This is a genomic window from Roseovarius albus (assembly GCF_900172335.1).
Taxonomy (GTDB): Bacteria; Pseudomonadota; Alphaproteobacteria; order Rhodobacterales; family Rhodobacteraceae; genus Roseovarius; species Roseovarius albus.
The window spans coordinates 262,220-283,156 of the sequence record NZ_FWFX01000003.1; the positions used below are offsets into that span (position 1 = coordinate 262,220).

The window sequence follows — 20,937 nt, forward strand, 5'->3', positions numbered from 1 at the left end:
CCTGCGATCTGATCGTCAGGCGCTTCTTTTTTGATCCTCTGGCAGAGCGATCAGGGGCGTAGCGTAATCGGCGTACCGTCCTTGATCATAGCGTAGATACGCTCCATCTCTTTGTTGGTCACCGAAATACAACCAGCCGTCCAATCCGGATCAGAGGCTTTTTTTCGGCTGCGCACCAATTTGTTGGGCTGACCATGTATAAAGATATCGCCGCCCGGACTTTTACCCTCAGCTTCGGCGTAGGCAATATCGGCTTCATTCGGATATGAAATTCCAAGTGACAGATGGAAGCTGCTATCTGGATTGCGGCGATCAATCACATACTCCCCTTCCGGGGTTTTGCCGTCCCCTTCGAATTGTTTGTGGCCAACAGGCGCAAACCCAAGTTCCATATCATAAGATTTGAGCACCTTATTGTGGTGAATCAAAAACAGCTTACGATCACCCTTGTCTACGATCACCCGAGTGACCTCTGGGCCATTGTAGCGTTTGAATTTGGAACTACTGCAGCTTGCCGCAATACTCAACACGAGCAACATCGCGACCGTGACAGCGCTTTTTCCAAGCCTCATTTTTGTTTCCTGCATTTCTTGCCTCATATCACTTTAACAGCAAAACTGCTGCCAAGCACCTACCGTTTAAAAGTCTCACCTTTTAGTGATGAGCTACTGCACAATTGAAAGCGTCATATCAATTTCCAGATTCAAAAACAACGTGCCGCTTTGCGAGCTGAAGTACCGTGTTGTAATTTAGAACCTCTTCAGAATGGACGAAGAGTCTCTCTTTCTAGTCCTGATCGTTTTGCAAAATCACTCATCCACCCGACCGCGCAGCGATTTAACTTCTCCGCGCACTTTTTTGGCCTTCAGTCTTCGGTTCTTTGATCCCAATGTTGGACGGGTCGGGATACGGCGTTTAGGCTTTTCGGTTGCCTTGCGGATCAATTCAGTTAACCGCTCTCGTGCAATTTCCCGGTTCCGCGATTGATGCCGGGTTTCATCACATTGGATTACAAGCGCACCTTCCTTGGTCCAGCGCCGCCCAGCTAATTGCCGAAGCCGCCTCTTTACTGACGGTGGCAAATTTGGAGAGCGCTCTGCCTCGAACCGCAATTCGACAGCCGAGGATACCTTGTTCACATTCTGCCCTCCTGGCCCACTCGCGCGCATAAAGCTCTCAGTCAGCTCCCAATCGGCGATTGTGATGGTATCGGTGATTATTAACATGGCTTCAGAACGACACGGTTGGGTCAAAAAGTTTTTCAAATCGAAAAGGCCGCCCGCAGTGCGGTACGGCCTTCTAGAAGCTAGCGAAAGTGGGCCGGTTAGGCGCACCAATTCAGATAAATCTCACGCAAGGGCTGCCTCAGGTGTGATGTCTCCGAACTGTTCCGACACCTCTCTCCAATACCTCTATAGACACTGGCCACCTCCTTTCGCTTGATTATTTTGACTTATCCATAGCCTGCCACATATTTTGTATTTGTCAACAAAATGATGTGGTTTTTTTCATATTGGCCGCTTCATGCGGTATCAATTAGACTGCAAAACTGACACGCATTGCCCCGGCAAATTGGCCATTGTCAGCTCACCACGCGGCTTGGGCTTCGGCTTGGGTGCGGTCGGATCCGGTGCTGGAGGATTGAGGATATTGTTCACCCATTGCTGCGCATCGGCGCATCCATCACCCTCCGGCGGTAGGTCCTGATTAACGCACCCTTTGGCGTTGGCAGGGCACTTCAGACGGACATGAAAATGATAATGGTGTCCCCACCATGGACGGACCTTGCGCAGCCATGCGCGGTCACCAGTTTCGTCATTGCACATCTGCACTTTGGCACCCGGGAATACAAAAATCCGTGCCGTACGCGGATCTTTGGCTGCAGCTTTCAGAATTTCATGGTGCTGCCGAGTCCAGTTGGAATTGGTGTAGGCCCCCTTGGCACGACGCATGGAGATCGACGAGATGTTCTCACGTTCAGTAACAGATAGGTTCAACCGGTCCGCTGGGCGCATCCAAATGTCGATATCCATCCCGATTTGGTGGCTGCGATGACCGGATAGCATCGGCCCTCCTCGTGGTTGACTGATGTCTCCGATATAGAGACCATTCCACCCCGGCTGTGCTGCGGCCTTGCGGGACAGCGTCTTGATGTAATCAATCGTGTCGGGATGCCCCCAGTTGCGATTGCGGCTCAAGCGCATTGCCTGCCATGTCGGGCCGGTCTCAGCCAGTCGTTCGCCTCCAGCAAAACAGCCTTTGGAGTATCCGCCAAAAGGCTCCGCCTGTTGTGCCGAACCAGATTTCTTTTTGCCAAAGAGCTGCTTGGCCTGAATGCCCTGCATCGACGCCGGCACGCTTTGCGATGAAATCACTTGCGTCAATTGGGCAGGTTGCGTGGCTTTCGGCGATTGAGAAGACCCGCTGCAGCCAACCAATACTAAGGATGCCAAGATTAGTTTAAGATGCCTGCCCATGCTCTTCACCTCCCTCAGGATGCACCCAGCGTAACAGCACCAGACCCAACAGGAAAAGGACTATCAATGGAGCCACGCCAATCTGCTGACTCCCGCTTATATGTGTGGCGATCCCAATCGCTATTGGTGCCAAAAAGCTCGTTGCTTTCCCTGCAAGTGCATAAAGCCCAAAAGCTTCGTTCATCTGTTTTGGATTTGCTTGTCTTACCATCATGGTTCGGCTGGCAGATTGAATGGTTCCACCAACGGCCCCGATCACAGCTCCCAGAACATAGAAGATGTGGTCAGGCAATTTGGATGCTGGATCGACTTCCACGCCAAAGACACTCTCTCGCGAAACAAAGATCACACAAATTGCAACTGCTATCAGAAGCAAAATCGAGACTCGGATCACCGGTTTAGGCCCCAGCCGCATATCCACGCGCCCCCCGATCCAGGCAAACACAGCACCAGAGACGATAGCTATAATCCCAAACACACCGGTTTGAACGACGTTCCACTCTAAAACACCAGCGGCATAGAGGCCACCAAAAACGTACATTCCATTCAATGCATCGCGATAAAACATCGATGACGCCAAGTATGCGAACAGCGATGGTGTTTTGGGTAAACCTCGAATGGTTTTCACAACTTGGCTCAAGGAATTTTTCAACGCCCCTTCTGGAGGAGTCTCTGGTTTCGGATCTCTTACCCAAAGGAAGAACGGGATCATAAAAACCACATACCAAAGCGCCGAAAACGGACCTACGAATCGCGTTCCCTCGCGAGCATCTGAGTTCAATCCAAAGAACGGCTTAAAACCCAAAAATGTTTTCCCCGTTGCCGCACTTTCCGCGAAAAACCCCAGTGTGATTACCAAAGCAATGAAGCCTCCGAGATAACCGAAAGCCCAGCCCGAGCCAGAGATTTTCCCGATCTCATCACGCGTTCCCAGATCAGGTAAAATCGAATTGGTGAAGATGGTCGCAAACTCCATCCCAATCAATCCCAACCCGAACAGCGTCAGCGCAAGGATAAGGTGATTACCATCCGGCATGGCAAACCAAACTCCGCAGGCGCCGATCACGTATAGTAACGAGAACAACTTCACCCACTTCAATCGATTGCCGTATGTATCGGCCACAGCCCCCAGGATAGGGGCGCAGAGCGCAATTATCACTCCAGCACAGCCAACCGTGAAGCCCCAGAGGGATTGGGCTTTGACGCCGTCACCCACGACCTCAGTCACATAAGGCGCAAAGATGAAGGTCAGAAGCAGCGTATTGTAAGGCTGACTTGCCCAATCAAAAAAGAACCAGCCCCAGATGCGCTTGCGTTGTGAAATCTTAGCCATTTCATCCCCCGGTGTTACGGTGGGTATGACAGGCTTGCCGCGTCAGAGGCAAGTCAATCCTGCATCGGAGGCCAGGGACGCTGATCCTCGGCCGCGATCCAAGCGGCAAACCATGCCGGCATCTCAGGGTTGATGTTTGCCGCTCCCAAGGCTTCCATCACCTTAATCGGGGGTACGATCCCATTCTTGTCAGTGATCGCTGTGCGATACATCGCATGGTTGGCACATTCACCGTTTTTCTTCCACATCGATTGCTCAAGATAGAAAAATTTGTCATCCCAGCACACGCCGCGCGATTTCATTTCAACCACTTCAAACATTCGGATCCGGCGACGATACCGGACAGAGCTGCCCGCGACGGTCAGCCCCCACCTATGTTCTTTCAACAAGGTCGTCAGCCCCACACGGACCGCCAGCGGAATACGACCCAGATCAAAGATCGTCAGCGTACGGCCATTATTGAGCTCCAACCAGATATCAAGATCCCACGGCATGCACATGTGTCGCGAAACATGGGTTTCCGTCACGCCGATGCGGGGCAGGTTACGGATTGTGATCAACTGAATGATCATGCGCAGGAATGGGTACATGGGGCGATCCTTTCTAAACCAATTAGTTTACTTGAAAACTCCACACGTCAAGCGCAACCTCGCGTCAGACTTGCGCTTTTTTGCTTCAGCGCTTAGGTGATTGCGACCACAGGAAAGGACCCACAAAAATGATGGCAATCTATGGACCACTCGCGCTCATCCTTGATGTCGCGTTCTATTTCATTTTGGCCCATGTCATCATGAGTTGGCTGATCAGTTTTCAGGTTCTCAACCTGCATCAACAGTTTGTCGCCCAGCTCTGGTACGGGCTAAACAAAGTACTCGAGCCAATCTACGGTCCAATCCGCAGAATTATGCCCGACACACGTCCGCTCGATCTGGCTCCACTCGTAGCGATCATCATCATTATTTCGCTGCGTAATTACATCTTGCCTGCAATTTTGCTGGGCTGATCTGCGCCGTGGGCCTTGCCCCACGATTCCCAGTGTGAAACATTGCCTGCAAGAGCAGAACAACCTTGCAGGCCCTTTATGCCCGACACAGCCACGCTATTGCGCGATGTCTTCGGTTTCGACACGTTTCGCGACGGTCAGGAAGATATCGTGGATGCCGTCGCTGGCGGTGAAAACGTGCTCGCCATCATGCCGACAGGCGGCGGCAAATCCCTGTGTTTCCAACTCCCAGCATTAATGCGCGATGGTGTCACCTTGGTCGTCTCTCCTCTGATTGCCTTGATGCGCGATCAGGTGCGCGCGTTGCAGGCGGCTGGCGTCACTGCGGGTGCGCTCACCTCTGCCAATACAGAGGAGGAAAACACGGCAGTCTGGCAGGCTCTAGATGAAGACCGGCTCAAACTGCTCTATATCGCGCCTGAACGCATGGCGTCGGGATCGGCCCTGAATTTCCTGCGCCGGATCAACGTCAGTCTGATCGCCGTGGACGAGGCGCATTGCGTTGCCCAATGGGGACATGATTTCCGCCCCGATTACCTACGCATTGGAGACCTTCGTCGTACCCTGAAAGTACCCCTTGCCGCCTTCACAGCCACGGCTGATGCAGAAACCCGCACCGAGATTATCGAGAAACTGTTTGATGGGCACCAACCAAAAAGTTTTCTGCGCGGTTTTGATCGTCCCAACATTCGGCTGACCTTTTCGGCCAAGGACGGCCCGCGCAAGCAGATTATGAACTTCGCCGCCGCCCGCAAAGGTTCATCCGGCATCGTCTATTGCGGCACCCGTGCGAAAACTGAATCACTAGCTCAAGCCCTGCGTGAAGGCGGGCACAATTCCTGTTGCTATCATGGCGGGATGGAGCCGCATGACCGGCGTGAGGTCGAACATCGCTTTAACACCGAAGAGGGTCTGATCGTTGTCGCCACAGTTGCCTTTGGTATGGGCGTCGACAAACCCGACATCCGCTGGGTTGCGCATGCGGACCTGCCCAAATCAATCGAAGCCTACTATCAAGAAATCGGTCGCGCCGGACGCGATGGCGCCCCTGCCGAAACTTTGACGCTCTATGGCGCTGACGACATCCGCCTACGCCGAAGCCAGATCGACGAAGGGCTCGCCCCACCAGAACGTCGCGCGGCGGATCACGCAAGACTGAATGCTCTGCTTGGATTAGCCGAAGCCTATCAATGCCGCCGCGTGAACCTCTTGCGGTATTTCGGGGATGAGGCCGAAACCTGTGGCAACTGTGATCTATGTGAAACCCCGGCGGACACATTTGATGGTACCAAGGACGTGCAAAAAGCCCTTTCGGCAATCCTGCGCACCGGCGAATACTTCGGCGCGGGTCATCTGATCGATGTCCTCACCGGCAACCTGACAGATCGCGCCCGTGAACGCGGCCACGATCAACTGCCAACCTTTGGCGTCGGCAAGGATATCAGCCGCCGGAACTGGCAGGGCATATTTCGGCAAATGATGGGTCATGATCTGGTGCGCCCCGACCCCGAGCGGCACGGGGCATTGCGAATAACCGAGACCGCCCACCCTGTCTTGCGCGGTGAAACCGCCGTGACTCTCAGACGGGACACGCTCGCTCCGAAAACCCGCCAGCCAGCGGTCAAGGCTTTAGTCTCGGACGAAGATGCGCCGCTGTTGTCCGCGCTCAAGGCCAAACGCCGTGCCTTGGCCGAGGCGGCACGAGTTCCACCTTATATTGTCTTCAATGATCGCACCCTAATCGAAATGGCCCAGTCCCGCCCTTCAACACTTGACCAAATGGCACATATCAACGGGGTTGGCGCGAAAAAGCTCGAACAATACGGACTGGCCTTTCTAGAAGTGATCTGTGGCGAGGCGAAGGACCTGCATCCCACCCGTCGTAAGCTGGCCGGTCGCGAAGCCGGAAATATCTTTGACCGCCTTTTGGAAGTTCAAACTGATCTGGCTCGAGGTTCGGAGGGGTACGACAAGCAACTCAGTTGCTCCACTTCCGTCCTCGCCAAAGTGGCCGAGATGCGTCCCAAGGACCTGTCCAGCCTATCCCGCCTGCTTGGTGAAAAGCGCGCAGAACGATTTGGCGCGGCTTTTCTGGATGTTTTGGCTGAGACGCCCTAAATCACACGAAATGTCAAAAGGACCGCTGCCATGCAAATCGTGATTTCCCCGGCCAAAAAGATGGATATGAACCCGGTCGAGGCTCCCCTGATCACATCACCGCAGTTTCAGAAACAAGCGGACGAGTTGGCACTGGTCGCAAAGTCCTTGACTGCGGCAGACCTTGGGAAATTGATGAAGATCAGTCAAAATTTGGCCGCGATGAATGCCGAGCGATTCCAGTCCTTTGGCACCATGGGCGAAAAACCTGCAGCGCTTGCCTTTGCCGGTGATACCTATCAGGGCCTTGAAGCTTCGTCTTTGGATCACGATGAGCTGAATTGGGCGCAAGACCACCTGGGCATCCTGTCCGGACTGTATGGGTTGCTGCGCCCGCTGGATGCGATTCAACCCTACCGTTTAGAAATGGGCAGTCGACTAAAAAACCCGCGCGGCAAGAATCTCTATGAATATTGGGGGGATACGATTGCCATGACCCTCAATGACCGGGCGGAGAGACTTGGCTCTGATGTACTGGTGAATTGCGCAAGCCAGGAATATTTCGGTGCCGTTGACCTTAAAGCGCTGAAGCCATGCGTCATTACCCCTGTCTTCATGGAAGACAGGAACGGCACCGCCAAGATTGTCAGCTTCTACGCAAAAAAGGCGCGCGGTGCGATGGCACGTTACATCATTCAGCACCGCCTGACCGATCCCAAAGCCTTGCTGGATTTCGACACTGGTGGCTATGCCTATCAACCCGACATGTCTGAACCCGACAAACCGGTTTTCCTACGCGATTATCCGACTCCTTAAGCGACCCTGACATTGTCAGACAGCCAGCAGCATGGCACCATGGCCCCATTGATTGATGGAGATTGCCATGCGCCGCTTGTTGATGCCCTTTGTCGTCCTGTCTTGTGTTAGCGCACAGGTCCATGCCCAAAGCGCAGTCCCTGAACGACGGGAGCTCGTCACAAACGATGTTGATTATTACGGCGCGGACCTTCAGCCGCTGTTCGACACCACACTGCAAGCCTGCCAAAACACCTGCCTGAATGATCTGGCCTGCAAGGCCTATACGTTCAACAAACGCTCAAACGCCTGTTTCCCCAAATCTGAGATCACCGAGATCAAACCTTTTGAGGGCGCGGTGTCTGCGCGCATGATCGAGACCGACATTCAGGTGTTGCATCGTGCTGAAAATCGGGCGAAGGATCTGGCATTTCTGAAAGACTCGGATTTCGAACAGGCCCGCCGCTACGCCCGCGGTATCAGCACGCGGCATCCGGCCGGTCAGTGGGGGCTGTCCGATCTGTTGAATGCAGCTCAGGATCGGCAAGCGCAGGGCGATACGCTGAACGCCATGCGCTGGACGGGGGCCGCCGTAGCGCAGGCAGATAGCAGCGATCTGTGGGCGGAGTACGCCCGCCTATTGCTGGCAATCAATACAAACTCTAGTTCGGACAAACGCCGTTATGCCAACTGGGCGCAAGGGGCCGCGTTCAACGCATACTTGCGGGCACCGAATGACCCTGCGCGTGTGTCTGCCCTGCAGGTGATGGCCGAAAGCCTTGAGCGCAACAATCGTGGTCGCGACATGATCCCAGCGCTGCGACTGGCACAATCGATCCAGCCACGTGATGACATTCAGGTTGCGCTTGAAGCTGCCGCCGCCAAATACGGCTTTCGCATCATTGAGCATCGCGCCGACAACGAAAGCAGCGCGCCACGCATCTGTGCGGAATTCTCTGAACCCTTGGTGAAGGCCGGGCTGGACTATACGCCCTATGTGCGCTTACCCGATGCCGGGCTCGTGGTGCAGGCTGAAGAGCGCCAGCTATGCATTGATGGCGTGCAACATGGTTCTCACTACCGCGTGACCTTCCGCCAGGGTCTACCTGCGGCGAGTGGCGAAACGATGTTGAAGGATGTCGAACTGGCACTTTATGTGCGCGACCGCAGCCCGCAAGTGAATTTTTCCGGCCGGTCCTATGTGCTGCCGCGTGCTGCTGATGCCGCTCTACCAATTGACACGGTCAACCTTGATGAGGTTGATCTGTCTCTGCGCCGTGTTAGCGACCGCAACCTGCTGCGCGCCATTCAGGATGATTATTTCGCACGCCCGCTGAGCCACTACCAAGAAGCGGCATTTGCTTCGGACATCGCTGAAGATGTCTGGACCGGCGTGGGTGAGGTGCAAAACACCCTCAACAAAACCATGACCACCCGCCTGCCGATGGGAGAGGTGCTCGCAGATCAGCCTCCCGGCATTTATGCATTGACCGCGAATGCCCCTGATGCCGATCCTTACGATGATCCCGGTGCAACGCAGTGGTTTATCCTGACCAACATAGGCTTAACTACAATGCAGGGCACTGATGGTCTGCATGTTTTTGCACGCGGTTTGGCCGGTGCAAAGGCTTTGGACGGGATTGAGCTGACCTTGTTGTCACGTGCCAATCGAGAACTCGGCAAAACTAGCTCTGACGCAGAAGGCCACGCTCTCTTCGCACCTGGCCTGACGCGCGGCACTGGCGCGACTGCCCCGGCGTTGCTGATTGCCCGGCAGGGAGATCAGGACATTGCATTCCTGTCGCTGACCGATCCGGCCTTTGACCTGTCAGATCGCGGCGTCGAAGGGCGCCCCCCTGCCCCACCCGTTGATGTCTTCCTGACTACGGATCGCGGCGCCTATCGCGCAGGCGAAATGATCCACGCCACCGCATTGGCGCGTGACATACAGATGCAGGCCATTGCTGATCTGCCCCTAACGGCCATCCTGACCCGCCCGGATGGAGTAGAATACACACGCGAAGTCTCGGCCAGCGGCGTCGCAGGGGGGCATGTCTTCAGCTTATTTATCGGCAACAGTGCGCCGCGCGGCACGTGGCAGCTGGCGATCATGGCTGATCCGGATGCCCCGGCGCTGGCGCAAACCAGCCTGTTGGTCGAAGACTTTCTGCCAGAGCGAATTGATTTTGAACTCTCCCTTCCAGACGCTCCTCTCCGCCCCGGCGACACCCCGCCTTTATCAGTTGAAGCACGTTACCTCTTTGGTGCGCCCGGTGGAGGCCTTAAAACGGATGGAACCCTGCGCTTGGTCCCACAGCGTACTCTTGAGAGTTTCCCCGGTTATTTCTTCGGCCAGCATGATCTTAGCGTGACACCTGTTGCAAGCTACATCGATGGCGGCACCACCGGGGATGACGGCACATTGGTCTTGCCGGTCAAGCTACCACTCACAAAGACCAATGATCGCCCCTTTGAAGCTCAGGTCACTCTGCGTGTCAACGAAGGCTCTGGCCGTCCGGTTGAACGCCAGTTGACCAAGGCGCTTGCCCCTGCTGGACCGATGATCGGCCTCAAACCAGGATTTTCGGATGTTGTGCCCGAAGGCGACAAGGCCAGCTTTCAAGTCATCGCGATTGATAAAACACTTGCGCCTGTGGCAATGAACGTGCGCTGGACCGTGAACCGGATTGAAACCCGGTATCAATGGTATCAGCAATACGGCAACTGGAATTGGGAACCGATCACAACCCGTCAGCGCGTGGCAACTGGTGAGGTCGCATTGGGCGATGCGCCCACACAAGTTTCGACTCCCGTTCAATGGGGGAAGTATGAATTACTCGTCGAGCGTTTGGACGGCACCTACGTGGCCAGCTCCAGCGATTTCTACGCCGGTTGGTACGCCCCTGCAGATGCCTCCAGCACACCAGACACATTGGAGCTCTCATTGGACAAGCCCGGCTATACCCCGGGAGAAACCGCGCAACTTCGCATCGTGCCACGCTACGCTGGAACGGCACTGGTGAGCGTCATGTCCAATCAGGTTATCGCGCGTCAGGTGGTCGAGGTTTCCGCCGGTGAGAACCTGATCCCTGTTCCCGTGACCGGAGATTGGGGCACTGGCGCTTATGTCACCGCGCAGGTTCTGCGTCCCATGGACGTTGCCGCTGGACAAAACCCGGCCCGTTCCCTTGGTTTGGCTTATGCAGAAATTGAACCAGGAGATAAGCAACTGTCGGTCAGCATCGACGCCCCAGAGAAGACCTCTCCACGCGGCAAACTCGATACCAACGTTTACATCGAGGGATTGGCCGAGGGCGACACGGCCCACCTCACCCTTGCTGCGGTCGATCTGGGCATTCTGAATCTGACAGGCTTTGAAGCCCCTGACCCATCGGTTCACTATTTTGGCCAGCGGCGTCTCGGCGTCGAAATCCGCGATCTTTATGGTCGGCTGATCAATGGCATGAACGGTGCCGCCGGGCAGGTCCGCTCAGGCGGGGACGCGGGCAACGGAATGCAACGCCAATCACCGCCCCCCACCGAAAAGCTGGTCGCCTTTTTCTCGGGACCTGTCACGGTTGGGTCTGATGGGTCTGCAAAGATCAGCTTCGACATCCCTGATTTCAACGGAACTGTTCGCCTGATGGCTGTTGCATGGTCAAACAAGGCTGTTGGACAAGCCAGCCGGGATGTTTTGATCCGCGATCCGGTCGTCGCCACCGCATCGCTGCCACGTTTCATGGCCCCCGGGGATCAAAGCCGTCTGCTGCTAGAATTGGCCCATGCCGAAGGCCCGGCAGGTCGTGTCGGGTTGGACATCACGGCCGAAGGCGTCACGCTTGAGGGTGATATCCCATCCGGCCTTGACTTGGCTGAGGGTGGGAAAGCCTCGCTCACCGTACCGATCCGCGCAGAAGTCACGGGCGATCAAACCCTGCGTATCGCTTTGACTACCCCGGACGGTAAGCAACTGACCAAAGAACTCACATTGCCGGTGCGGTCAAACGACCCCACCACCTCGACCACACAAAGGTTTAGCTTGGCGGCAGGAGCAACCTTCACTTTGGATCAAGAGGTCTTTGCTGGCATCCGGCCGGATGGCGCGGAACTGCTACTCTCGGCTGGCCCCATGGCTAAGCTAAACACACCCGGCCTGCTGAGAGCACTGGATCGCTATCCATATGGCTGTACCGAACAGGTAACATCTCAAGCACTTCCTTTGCTGTACTTCGGCCCTGTTGCCGAAGCTTTGGGGTTGGGCAACCAAACGCAAGTGGTTGAACGCATTGATCAAGCGGTTGACTTAATCCTGGCCCGACAATCCAGCAACGGGGCCTTTGGCCTCTGGCGTGCAAACTCTGGCGATTTTTGGCTGGATGCTTATGTCGCCGATTTCCTGTCCCGCGCCCGCACGCAGGGATATGAGGTTCCGGATCAGGCCTTTGCCATGGCAATGGATAACCTGCGCAATCGGATCAACTACGCGCCAGACTTCGACCTCGGCGGCGAAGACATCGCCTATGCTCTGATGGTTCTGGCCCGCGAGGGGGCGGCCCGCATTGGCGATTTGCGTTATTACGCTGATGTTAAACTTGAGGCGTTCGCCACGCCACTGGCCCTCGCGCAATTGGGGCATGCGTTGGCGTCCTATGGCGACCAAACCCGTGCGGATCGGATGTTTGCCTCCGCAATGCAGCGTGTGGAGGCCGGAAATCCTGAAGGCGGCCGGTATTGGCGTGTCGATTACGGGACACCCAAACGTGATAGCGCCGCAGTGCTAGCACTGGCGGTGGAAGCAGGCAGCAACGCGGTTGATGTGCAGGCACTCAGCAGCCTTGCGGCCACCACCGGCCCTGAAAGCTCGACACAGGAACAGGTCTGGACGCTTTTGGCCACGAACGCTCTGATGAGCGAGCCTGCACAGTCCAGTTTGTCTCTCAACGGTGAAGCCATTTCCGGCCCGTTGGTCAAACGATTAGCCGCAGAAACGCTCAGCACACAGAGTCTAACCAACACAGGCGGCCAACCCACTGACATCACGCTCACCACCTTTGGCGTGCCGAACGTCCCAGCGCCCGCTGGCGGGTATGGCTACCAGATCAGCCGCAGCTATTTTGATATGGACGGAAACGAGGTGCAGCCTGATCAAATGCAGACAGGGACGCGGTTGGTTGTCGTGCTTACCGTTTCTCCGTCAGAGGCCGGGTCCGCCCGCCTGATGGTGGATGATCCTCTGCCTGCGGGGCTGGAGATCGATAACCCAAATCTGCTTCGCGCGGGCGACATCCGGTCACTGGAATGGCTGGATTCGGCTCCAACGCGGTATTTCGAGGCCCGCTCTGACCGTTTCCTAGCCGCTGTCGATCGACGCGACGACAAGCCGTTTCAATTGGCCTATATCGTTCGTGCTTTGACCCCAGGCACCTACCACTATCCCGCGGCCGTGGTCGAAGACATGTACCGCCCGCAATACCGCGCCAACACGGCGACGACACAGTTGACGGTTTCGGAGTAACCCATGTCCCGGCGCGCGATGATCACACTTGGTCTTATTGTGGTGCTGTGTGTCAGCATCGCAGGCAAGCTGTGGCTTGCGCGCTGGATCGAAAGCACTGAATTGCCACCAGTATTAAGCGAAACATCTACTGAAATTCGGGATCGAAATGGTGCTTTGCTGCGAGCCTACACGGTTGAAGATGGCCGCTGGCGCTTTGGTGTCGCAGTGGATCAGGTCGACTCTACTTATGTAGATATGCTCATCGCGTATGAAGATCAGCGGTTTTACACACATTCCGGTGTCGACTTCTTGGCGTTGGCACGCGCTACCTGGCAAGCACTCCTCAATGGTCAGGTTATCTCTGGTGGCTCCACGCTGACAATGCAAGTTGCGCGCCTATTGGAAAATGGCGGCACCGGACGCTGGCCGGGAAAGCTGCGCCAGATGCGCGTCGCCTGGGCGTTGGAGCAACAGTACAACAAAGACCAGATCCTGCAGATGTATCTGACCCACGCGCCCTATGGTGGCAACCTTGAAGGGGTGCGGGCCGCAACTCTGGCGTGGTTCGGGAAAGAGCCGCAACGTCTGACCTTGGCTGAATCCGCGCTGCTGGTCGCCCTGCCACAATCCCCCGCAACGCGGCGACCGGATCAATCACCAAAACTAGCCCAAGCGGCCCGGAACCGCGTATTGGAACGTATGGCAAGCGATACCATTCTGCCTGAGGAAGCAACACAATCGGCTCAATCTGAGCCCTTGCCGCACCAGCGCCGCGCTTTCCCTGCACTTGCTCCGCATATGGCGGACAAAGCACGCTCTGCTAACCCCACTTTGTCGCGTATCAACCTGACATTTGAGGCCAAGCTTCAACAAAAACTCGAAACGCTTGCCCAAGCTGCGCTTCGCAATGTCCCGGCTGAGGCCTCGATTGCCATTGTCATGGCAGATCACCAAACCGGTGAAATCCTCGCCTCGGTCGGATCTGCAGGTTACGACAACACAAACCGGCGCAACGGTTATGTCGATATGGCGAATGCTGTGCGCTCGCCCGGTTCGACCCTAAAGCCTTTTATCTATGCCATGGCATTTGACCGGGGTTTGGCTCACCCCCAGACCCTGATCGATGATCGCCCCGTGTCTTTCGGCCAATATGCCCCACAAAACTTTGATGGTCAGTATCGTGGGCAATTACCTGTGGCAGATGCGCTGCGTTTGTCTCTAAACATTCCGGCCGTGGCATTGCTCGATCAGATCGGTCCTGCGCATTTGATGGATCTGATGCGCCGAAGCGGCGTACAGGCGCGTCTCCCCGGCGATCATGCTGGGTTGGCAATTGGATTGGGCGGTGTGGGTGTCACGCTGACGGATCTTGTGCAACTTTATGCGATGCTGGCCAACCAGGGCCAAACCCGCCCATTGGTTTGGCAGCCGGATCAAAATCGTCATGCAAGCACCGAAGTACTTTCGCGTTCCGCTGCCTGGCAAGTGGGCGACATACTTGCAGGACTGTCTCCTCCCTCCGGCGTACAACAAGGAAGACTCGCCTATAAAACCGGCACCTCTTATGGCCACCGTGATGTCTGGGCCATCGGGTTTGACGGGGCACATGTTGCCGGTGTCTGGGTCGGGCGCCCGGATGGCACGCCGCTTCCCGGTGCCTTTGGCGGGGACTTGGCGGCACCTATTTTGTTCGACGCCTTTCAACGCCTGAAATCCAAGCCAGACCCTCTGCCCACTCCGCCACCAGAAACGCTTCTGCTCTCCTCCGCAGAACTTCCCGCGCCATTACGCCGGTTTGCAAGTCGCAACGCGCCATTCGAGCCCGCGCCGGATGCGCCCAAGGTAATCTTTCCGCCAAATGGCGCACAGCTGCGCCTTGAAGCCGGCGAACTGCCGGTCAAACTCCGCGATGGCGCACCCCCCTTTGTTTGGATGGCCAACGGCATACCGGTGCTTCGAAACCAACACCGACGTGATGCCTCATTGCCAGCGCTAAGCGCCGGATTTTCCGAAATCACGGTGATAGACGCCAAAGGACGCGCCGCGCGGGTGACAGTGCGGCTCGATTAATTTCGCTCAAACCGCTCGAGCGCCAAGGCAATCCCTTGACCGCCACCGATACACATGGTGATCAGCGCGCGTTTGCCGCCGATGCGTTCCAGTTCATACAAGGCTTTGATGGTTATGACCGCACCGGTCGCGCCTACCGGGTGCCCCAAGGCAATTGCACCACCATTCGGGTTCACCTTTGCCGGATCAAGACCCAAGCCTTTGTTCACTGCCAGCGCTTGTGCCGCAAAGGCCTCGTTCGATTCAATCACGTCGAAATCATCCGCTGACAGGCCGGTTTTGGCAAATAGGTTTTCCACTGCAGGCACCGGGCCGATGCCCATTACCTCTGGCCGCACCCCTGCGTGGGCATATCCTATGATCCGCGCCTTGGGCTTCATTCCAGCAGCCTCGGCCGCATCAGCACGAGCCAAGACCATCGCCGCGGCACCATCATTGATGCCACTGGCATTGCCTGCTGTGACTGTGCCGTCTTTCTGGAACACCGCCCGCAAACCTGCCAGTGCCTCCACTGTTGTCGCTTTCAGATGTTCGTCCTTTGCAAACGGAACCAAGTCCCGTTTTACCTTGACCTCAACCGGCACAATCTGGCTGTCGAAATGTCCTGCCTCAACCGCATTGGCCGCGCGGTTTTGGCTCTCAACGGCAAACGCATCCTGTGCGTCGCGCGAAATATCATGCTCGGCGGCAACATTTTCCGCCGTTACACCCATATGGCCGGTGCCGAACGGGCAATTCAGCGCCCCCAGCATCATATCAAGTGTGCGCACATCGCCCATCTTTGCGCCCCATCGTTGGTCCGGGATGACAAAGGGAGATCGGCTCATGTTTTCCGCACCACCTGCTAACGCAAACTCAGCATCGCCCAACATTAGGGATTGCACCGCCGACACAATCGCCTGCACCCCGGATCCACACAAGCGATTCACGTTCATGGCCGGGGTGGTGTCGGGAATACCGGAGGCCATCGCAGCAACGCGGCTGAGGTACATATCTTTGGGTTCGGTATTAATCACATGGCCGAAAACCACATGGCCAATCTGTTCCGGTGCAACACCAGAGCGAGCCATCGCAGCATCAGCCACCTTCGCCCCCAATTGCGTGGGTGGCACGCCAGCCAGCGAGCCACCAAACGTGCCAATTGCAGTACGTGCGCCATCAAGCAGAACAATATCGGTCATTTTGAAACCCTCGGGACTGTCAAAGTTGCCAAAAGGCTACTGACAATCCCGAGGGCCGTCCATGACTACGTTCCGTCACAGAGTTTTCTAGACGCCTGAAAACTCCAACGGTCTGATCTGTTGGAACTTTCCAGTATCATCGAGTTTCTCGACCACCTCGTCGGGCACGCGCGCGTCGACATAAAGCAATGCTATTGCCTCACCCCCGGCAGCATTACGACCCAAAGTGAAGTTGGCTATATTCACACCGTTTCCACCCAAAGTTTGCCCCAAAGTACCGATAATGCCAGGCACATCATCATTCGTCGTGTAAAGCATGTGTTGACCAATTTCGGCATCAATATTGATCCCTTTGATCTGGATAAAACGTGGCTTCCCATCGGAGAAGACCGTGCCACCGATGGAGCGCTCGCGCTTATCAGTCACAACCGTCAGCTTGATATATCCCTCGAACGCGCCGGATTTATCTTGCTTGGTGGTTGAGATCTGAACGCCGCGTTCCTTGGCAATCACCGGGGCGGAAACCATGTTCACCTCGGGGTTCACGGATTTCATAATCCCGGCGACTGCCGCACAGGTCAATGCATTCAGATTCATATCTGAAACAAGGCCATCATAAAGAATGTTGATCGCCTTGATCGGCTCATCCGTCATTTGGCCGATGAAATCCCCCAAGTGCCCCGCCAGCTTGATCCAAGGAGACATGACCTTGGCCTCTTCTGCCGTGACCGACGGCATGTTGAGCGCATTGGTTACGGCACCAGTTAGCAAATAGTCAGACATCTGCTCAGCCACCTGCAAGGCCACATTTTCTTGTGCCTCGGTTGTCGCAGCGCCAAGGTGCGGAGTGCAGACCACGTTGGGCAGGTTAAAGAGCACATTATCCGTGGCTGGCTCTTCACTGAAGACATCAAAACCAGCGCCTGCGACGTGGCCTGATTTGAGCAGTTCTGCAAGCGCTTCCTCATCCACCAAACCACCACGGGCACAGTTGATGATACGCACGCCTTTCTTGGTTTTGGCAAGGTTTTCGCGGCTTAGGATATTACGAGTCTGATCCGTCAACGGAACGTGCAAAGTGATGAAATCGGCGCGCGGCAACAGATCATCCAGCTCGACCTTTTCCACGCCCATCTTGTCGGCCTTTTCCTCGCTCAGGAATGGATCATAAGCGATCACTTTCATCTTGAGTGCGCGCGCGCGGTCGCAAACGATACCGCCAATATTGCCTGCACCGATCACGCCAAGCGTTTTGCCGGTCACCTCGACCCCCATGAACTTGGACTTTTCCCATTTCCCGGCGTGGGTGGAGGCACTGGCCTCGGGCAATTGCCGCGCGACGGCAAACATCATCGCAATTGCATGTTCGGCCGTGGTGATCATGTTGCCAAAAGGCGTGTTCATCACGATCACACCTTTTTTGCTGGCGGCTTCTTTGTCTATGTTGTCGGTGCCGATGCCCGCACGGGCAATGACCTTGAGGTTGTCAGCCGCCTCAAGAATTTTCGGGGTGACCTTGGTGGCTGAACGAATAGCAAGGCCATCATACTGACCAATGATTTCGCGCAGTTTCACCTTATCCTTGCCCACATCGGGCATGAAATCGACATCGATGCCGCGATCACGGAAAATCTGCACGGCGGTTTCAGACAGTTTGTCGGATACGAGTACTTTGGGAGCCATGGTTCTGGTCCTTCCTCAAATATGTTTGGAGAGGATGCGCGAGGCCGCGCATCTGGAAATTCAGGCCGCTTCGGTGAGCGCGGCGATTTCTGCTTCAAAGGCCCATTCTATCCACGGCATCAATGCTTGGACATCCGAGGTCTCGACCGTGCCGCCACACCAGATCCGCAGACCCGGAGGGGCATCGCGATAAGCGCCGATATCAAAAGCCACGCCTTCATCGTCCAGCCGCTTGGCAACGGCTTTGGCGAAGGTGGCCCCATCTTGAATGCGTGCATCAGTGAACTTCAGGCAAACCGACGTGTTGGATTGCGTCACACAATCCTCGGCCAGATTGGCGATCCAGTCTCGAGTCTCTACAAAATCAGCAATAGCTTTTGCATTGGCATCCGCACGGGAAATCAAGCCTTTCAAGCCACCAACAGACCGCGCCCACTCCAGCGCATAAAGATAATCTTCGACTGCGAGCATTGACGGCGTATTGATCGTCGCGCCTTCAAAAATGCTTTCATTCAGCTTGCCATTCTTGGTCATCCGGAACAGCTTTGGCATTGGCCAGGGTGGCGTGTAGCTTTCCAATCGTTCTACGGCGCGCGGGCTCAGCACCAGCATCCCATGGGCGGCCTCTCCCCCCAGCACTTTCTGCCAGCTAAAGCTAACAACATCGAGCTTGTCCCATGGCAGATCCTGCGCAAAGGCCGCAGACGTAGCATCACAGATGGTCAGACCAGCGCGGTCATCCTTGATCCAATCGCCATTGGGCACCCGAACACCAGCAGTGGTTCCGTTCCAAGTGAAAACAACGTCATTGTTGGTATCAATTGTTGTAAGGTCGACGATACGTCCATACTCGGCGGTCTTAACTGCGGCATCCAGCTTCAGCTGCTTCACCACGTCCGTGACCCAACCAGCGCCGAAGCTTTCCCAGGCCAGCATCTCAACCTTGCGCGCCCCAAGCAAACTCCACAGCGCCATTTCCACCGCACCGGTGTCCGAAGCAGGCACAATTCCGATACGGTAATCCGCAGGAATACCGAGGATCTCGCGCGTACCTTCAATAGCGCTTTTCAGCTTAGCCTTACCAACCGCCGCGCGGTGGCTGCGGCCCAGGGGCGCAGACGCAAGCGTTTTCAAATCAAATGTGGGGTATTTGGCGCAGGGGCCCGATGAAAAACGCGGATTGGCCGGCCGCGTTGCCGGTTTTTCGAACTCTGTCATGGTATCCTTCCAGATAAATGCCCCTCGTTGGGGAGGGGTGTCCCACTCACGGGCTTACGCCCCTGACGGGTCTTTCGCAAGTGCAGAAATGGGTCTATAGCGGCAATTGAATCGCGAAAAGCGACGCAAATGACTACGATCGGAAACTTGCTCTCATGTACATCGCCTCTTTGATCGCCCCCGCTGGTGCGCTGGATCCCGCCCTTGTTGATGCGTTGCGGAACGCTTGGGGTGGCGGGGATGTGACATGGCTGAGCCAGGATGAAGCGGCAGAGTTTGCGGTCGAAAAGATCCCCGACAACCGTTGGGATGTCTGGGCGGACTTGCAGAAGCAGCGTGTCGATCTTGTTGCGCAACCATCTGAAAACAGAAGAAAAAAGATGCTCTTGGCGGACATGGATAGCACCATGATCGATCAGGAATGCATTGATGAACTGGCTGATGAAGCCGGGGTTGGTGCGCATGTCAAAGACATCACCGCACGGGCGATGAATGGCGAGCTGGATTTTGAGGAGGCGTTGATCGAGCGGGTTGGATTGCTCAAGGGGCTGAATGCATCCGTCATTGATGACGTTCTGCGCAATCGGATCACCTATGCCGCGGGGGGAGCGACCTTGCTGGCGACGATGCGGGCCAATGGGGCCTATGCGGCACTCGTGTCAGGTGGGTTTACGGTCTTTACGGAACAAGCCTCCAGCGATTTAGGGTTTCATGAGAATCGCGCCAACACATTGATTATGAATGATAATACGATGACTGGAGAGGTCGGCCGCCCTATATTGGGACGCGAGGCTAAAATACAGGCGCTGGAAGAGATCACCACCAGATTAGGCCTTTCCGAGGATGACGTGATCGCCGTTGGCGATGGGGCTAATGACTTGGGCATGCTGCATCGCGCGGGCGCGGGCGTTGCGCTGCATGCCAAGGAAAGCGTCGCGGCGCAGTGCGATATTCGGATCAATCATGGTGATCTGACGGCGTTACTTTACCTGCAAGGGTATCATCGCGACGCGTTCAAATAGCGGCCAAAATTTTGGTACAACTTGTACAACTTGTACGCAGGTTTTGTACAAAACTTGGCTGGCGAAAATGGTGGGCAAAAATGCCCACCCGGGAATTCTCTCAAGCCGCCAATTGCGCGCGGGTTTTCTGCATCATCAGGGCTGCGCGGGCGGCTTCGCGGCCTTTTTCGGCAAAATGCGCTTTGAAGATCGCATTGTGATGATCGGTTTCCTGATATTGATGCGGGGTGAGAGAGACCGAAAGGACCGGAACACCGGTATCCAGCCCAGCGCGCATCAGGCCATCGACAACAGCTTGCGCCACAAAATCATGGCGGTAGATGCCGCCATCGACCACGAAGGCGGCGGCGGCCACGGCGGCGTAGCGGCCGGAGACGGCGAGGTCACGGGCCAGCAAGGGCATCTCGAACGCGCCGGGGGTGTCAAAGACATCGACCTGTTCGGCGGGGATCAATTCGCAAAACCCTTCAAGCGCGCGGGAGACGATGTCGGAATGCCAGTTGGCCTTGATAAATGCATATCGGGTGGGTGTCATGGTTCAAATCCTTTCCTATCGACACT

At 55.9% G+C, this 20,937-nt stretch carries 15 protein-coding genes; 6 read left to right on the plus strand and 9 right to left on the minus strand.

Translation table 11 applies throughout. From position 1 onward, the window contains the following. Positions 1 to 50: 50 nt before the first annotated feature. The 5 genes from ROA7450_RS06645 to ROA7450_RS06665 all read right to left on the minus strand — a co-directional run bounded on the left by ROA7450_RS06645 (position 51) and on the right by ROA7450_RS06665 (position 4,400). Positions 51 to 572 (minus strand): L,D-transpeptidase family protein, encoded by a 522-nt coding sequence (locus ROA7450_RS06645; RefSeq protein WP_200812932.1) that lies wholly within the window; start codon positions 570 to 572, stop codon positions 51 to 53. A gap of 237 nt (positions 573 to 809) precedes the next feature. Further along, complete coding sequence (gene arfB, locus ROA7450_RS06650; RefSeq protein ID WP_085804905.1) at positions 810 to 1,226, minus strand: alternative ribosome rescue aminoacyl-tRNA hydrolase ArfB; 417 nt, start codon at positions 1,224 to 1,226, stop codon at positions 810 to 812. Between the two features lie 306 nt (positions 1,227 to 1,532). Next, on the minus strand, positions 1,533 to 2,345 hold the full coding sequence (gene mepA / locus ROA7450_RS06655) for a penicillin-insensitive murein endopeptidase (RefSeq protein ID WP_234999464.1): 813 nt from the start codon (positions 2,343 to 2,345) through the stop codon (positions 1,533 to 1,535). Positions 2,346 to 2,460: 115 nt separating this feature from the next. Beyond that, the gene (locus ROA7450_RS06660) at positions 2,461 to 3,810 is read right to left on the minus strand and encodes an MFS transporter (protein WP_085804907.1); all 1,350 of its coding nucleotides are present in this window, start codon (positions 3,808 to 3,810) and stop codon (positions 2,461 to 2,463) included. Positions 3,811 to 3,863: 53 nt separating this feature from the next. After that, positions 3,864 to 4,400: an acyl-CoA thioesterase gene (locus ROA7450_RS06665; RefSeq protein WP_085804908.1), complete on the minus strand. Its 537-nt coding sequence runs from the start codon at positions 4,398 to 4,400 to the stop codon at positions 3,864 to 3,866. Between the two features lie 128 nt (positions 4,401 to 4,528). Here ROA7450_RS06665 and ROA7450_RS06670 point away from each other — a divergent pair, with 128 nt between their 5' ends. The 5 genes from ROA7450_RS06670 (at position 4,529) to pbpC (ending at position 15,272) form a co-directional block, all read left to right on the plus strand. After that, a complete protein-coding gene (locus tag ROA7450_RS06670; RefSeq protein ID WP_085804909.1) occupies positions 4,529 to 4,813 on the plus strand; it encodes a YggT family protein in 285 nt (94 codons plus the stop codon). A 78-nt stretch (positions 4,814 to 4,891) separates the two neighbouring features. Beyond that, positions 4,892 to 6,931, plus strand: a complete 2,040-nt coding sequence (recQ, locus tag ROA7450_RS06675) for a DNA helicase RecQ (protein ID WP_085804910.1) — start codon at positions 4,892 to 4,894, stop codon at positions 6,929 to 6,931. Positions 6,932 to 6,961: 30 nt separating this feature from the next. Further along, positions 6,962 to 7,726: a peroxide stress protein YaaA gene (gene yaaA / locus ROA7450_RS06680; RefSeq protein ID WP_085804911.1), complete on the plus strand. Its 765-nt coding sequence runs from the start codon at positions 6,962 to 6,964 to the stop codon at positions 7,724 to 7,726. A 67-nt stretch (positions 7,727 to 7,793) separates the two neighbouring features. Then, a complete protein-coding gene (locus ROA7450_RS06685) occupies positions 7,794 to 13,220 on the plus strand; it encodes an alpha-2-macroglobulin family protein (RefSeq protein ID WP_085805053.1) in 5,427 nt (1,808 codons plus the stop codon). A 3-nt stretch (positions 13,221 to 13,223) separates the two neighbouring features. Continuing rightward, the gene (gene pbpC / locus ROA7450_RS06690; protein WP_085804912.1) at positions 13,224 to 15,272 is read left to right on the plus strand and encodes a penicillin-binding protein 1C; all 2,049 of its coding nucleotides are present in this window, start codon (positions 13,224 to 13,226) and stop codon (positions 15,270 to 15,272) included. On the opposite strand, the gene ROA7450_RS06695 is transcribed toward pbpC, so the two are convergent. The 3 genes from ROA7450_RS06695 to ROA7450_RS06705 all read right to left on the minus strand — a co-directional run bounded on the left by ROA7450_RS06695 (position 15,269) and on the right by ROA7450_RS06705 (position 19,354). Beyond that, on the minus strand, positions 15,269 to 16,453 hold the full coding sequence (locus ROA7450_RS06695) for an acetyl-CoA C-acyltransferase family protein (RefSeq protein ID WP_085804913.1): 1,185 nt from the start codon (positions 16,451 to 16,453) through the stop codon (positions 15,269 to 15,271). The genes pbpC and ROA7450_RS06695 overlap by 4 nt on opposite strands. A gap of 87 nt (positions 16,454 to 16,540) precedes the next feature. After that, positions 16,541 to 18,136: a phosphoglycerate dehydrogenase gene (serA, locus tag ROA7450_RS06700; protein ID WP_085804914.1), complete on the minus strand. Its 1,596-nt coding sequence runs from the start codon at positions 18,134 to 18,136 to the stop codon at positions 16,541 to 16,543. 60 nt (positions 18,137 to 18,196) lie between these two features. Next, positions 18,197 to 19,354, minus strand: a complete 1,158-nt coding sequence (locus ROA7450_RS06705; protein WP_085804915.1) for a phosphoserine transaminase — start codon at positions 19,352 to 19,354, stop codon at positions 18,197 to 18,199. 155 nt (positions 19,355 to 19,509) lie between these two features. On the opposite strand from ROA7450_RS06705, the gene serB reads away from it, so the two are divergent. Next, complete coding sequence (gene serB / locus ROA7450_RS06710) at positions 19,510 to 20,376, plus strand: phosphoserine phosphatase SerB (RefSeq protein ID WP_085804916.1); 867 nt, start codon at positions 19,510 to 19,512, stop codon at positions 20,374 to 20,376. A gap of 100 nt (positions 20,377 to 20,476) precedes the next feature. On the opposite strand, the gene ROA7450_RS06715 is transcribed toward serB, so the two are convergent. After that, the gene (locus ROA7450_RS06715) at positions 20,477 to 20,911 is read right to left on the minus strand and encodes a 6,7-dimethyl-8-ribityllumazine synthase (protein ID WP_085804917.1); all 435 of its coding nucleotides are present in this window, start codon (positions 20,909 to 20,911) and stop codon (positions 20,477 to 20,479) included. Positions 20,912 to 20,937 lie beyond the last annotated feature (26 nt).

Bases quoted from the DNA above. Each gene is read 5' to 3' on its own strand.
- arfB (WP_085804905.1), bottom strand. From the start codon at position 1,226: ATGTTAATAATCACCGATACCATCACAATCGCCGATTGGGAGCTGACT.
- ROA7450_RS06645 (WP_200812932.1), bottom strand. From the start codon at position 572: ATGAGGCTTGGAAAAAGCGCTGTCACGGTCGCGATGTTGCTCGTGTTG.
- ROA7450_RS06685 (WP_085805053.1), top strand. From the start codon at position 7,794: ATGCGCCGCTTGTTGATGCCCTTTGTCGTCCTGTCTTGTGTTAGCGCA.
- pbpC (WP_085804912.1), top strand. From the start codon at position 13,224: ATGTCCCGGCGCGCGATGATCACACTTGGTCTTATTGTGGTGCTGTGT.
- ROA7450_RS06715 (WP_085804917.1), bottom strand. From the start codon at position 20,911: ATGACACCCACCCGATATGCATTTATCAAGGCCAACTGGCATTCCGAC.
- ROA7450_RS06670 (WP_085804909.1), top strand. From the start codon at position 4,529: ATGATGGCAATCTATGGACCACTCGCGCTCATCCTTGATGTCGCGTTC.
- serB (WP_085804916.1), top strand. From the start codon at position 19,510: ATGTACATCGCCTCTTTGATCGCCCCCGCTGGTGCGCTGGATCCCGCC.
- ROA7450_RS06660 (WP_085804907.1), bottom strand. From the start codon at position 3,810: ATGGCTAAGATTTCACAACGCAAGCGCATCTGGGGCTGGTTCTTTTTT.
- yaaA (WP_085804911.1), top strand. From the start codon at position 6,962: ATGCAAATCGTGATTTCCCCGGCCAAAAAGATGGATATGAACCCGGTC.
- ROA7450_RS06665 (WP_085804908.1), bottom strand. From the start codon at position 4,400: ATGTACCCATTCCTGCGCATGATCATTCAGTTGATCACAATCCGTAAC.
- ROA7450_RS06695 (WP_085804913.1), bottom strand. From the start codon at position 16,453: ATGACCGATATTGTTCTGCTTGATGGCGCACGTACTGCAATTGGCACG.
- ROA7450_RS06705 (WP_085804915.1), bottom strand. From the start codon at position 19,354: ATGACAGAGTTCGAAAAACCGGCAACGCGGCCGGCCAATCCGCGTTTT.
- recQ (WP_085804910.1), top strand. From the start codon at position 4,892: ATGCCCGACACAGCCACGCTATTGCGCGATGTCTTCGGTTTCGACACG.
- serA (WP_085804914.1), bottom strand. From the start codon at position 18,136: ATGGCTCCCAAAGTACTCGTATCCGACAAACTGTCTGAAACCGCCGTG.
- mepA (WP_234999464.1), bottom strand. From the start codon at position 2,345: ATGCAGGGCATTCAGGCCAAGCAGCTCTTTGGCAAAAAGAAATCTGGT.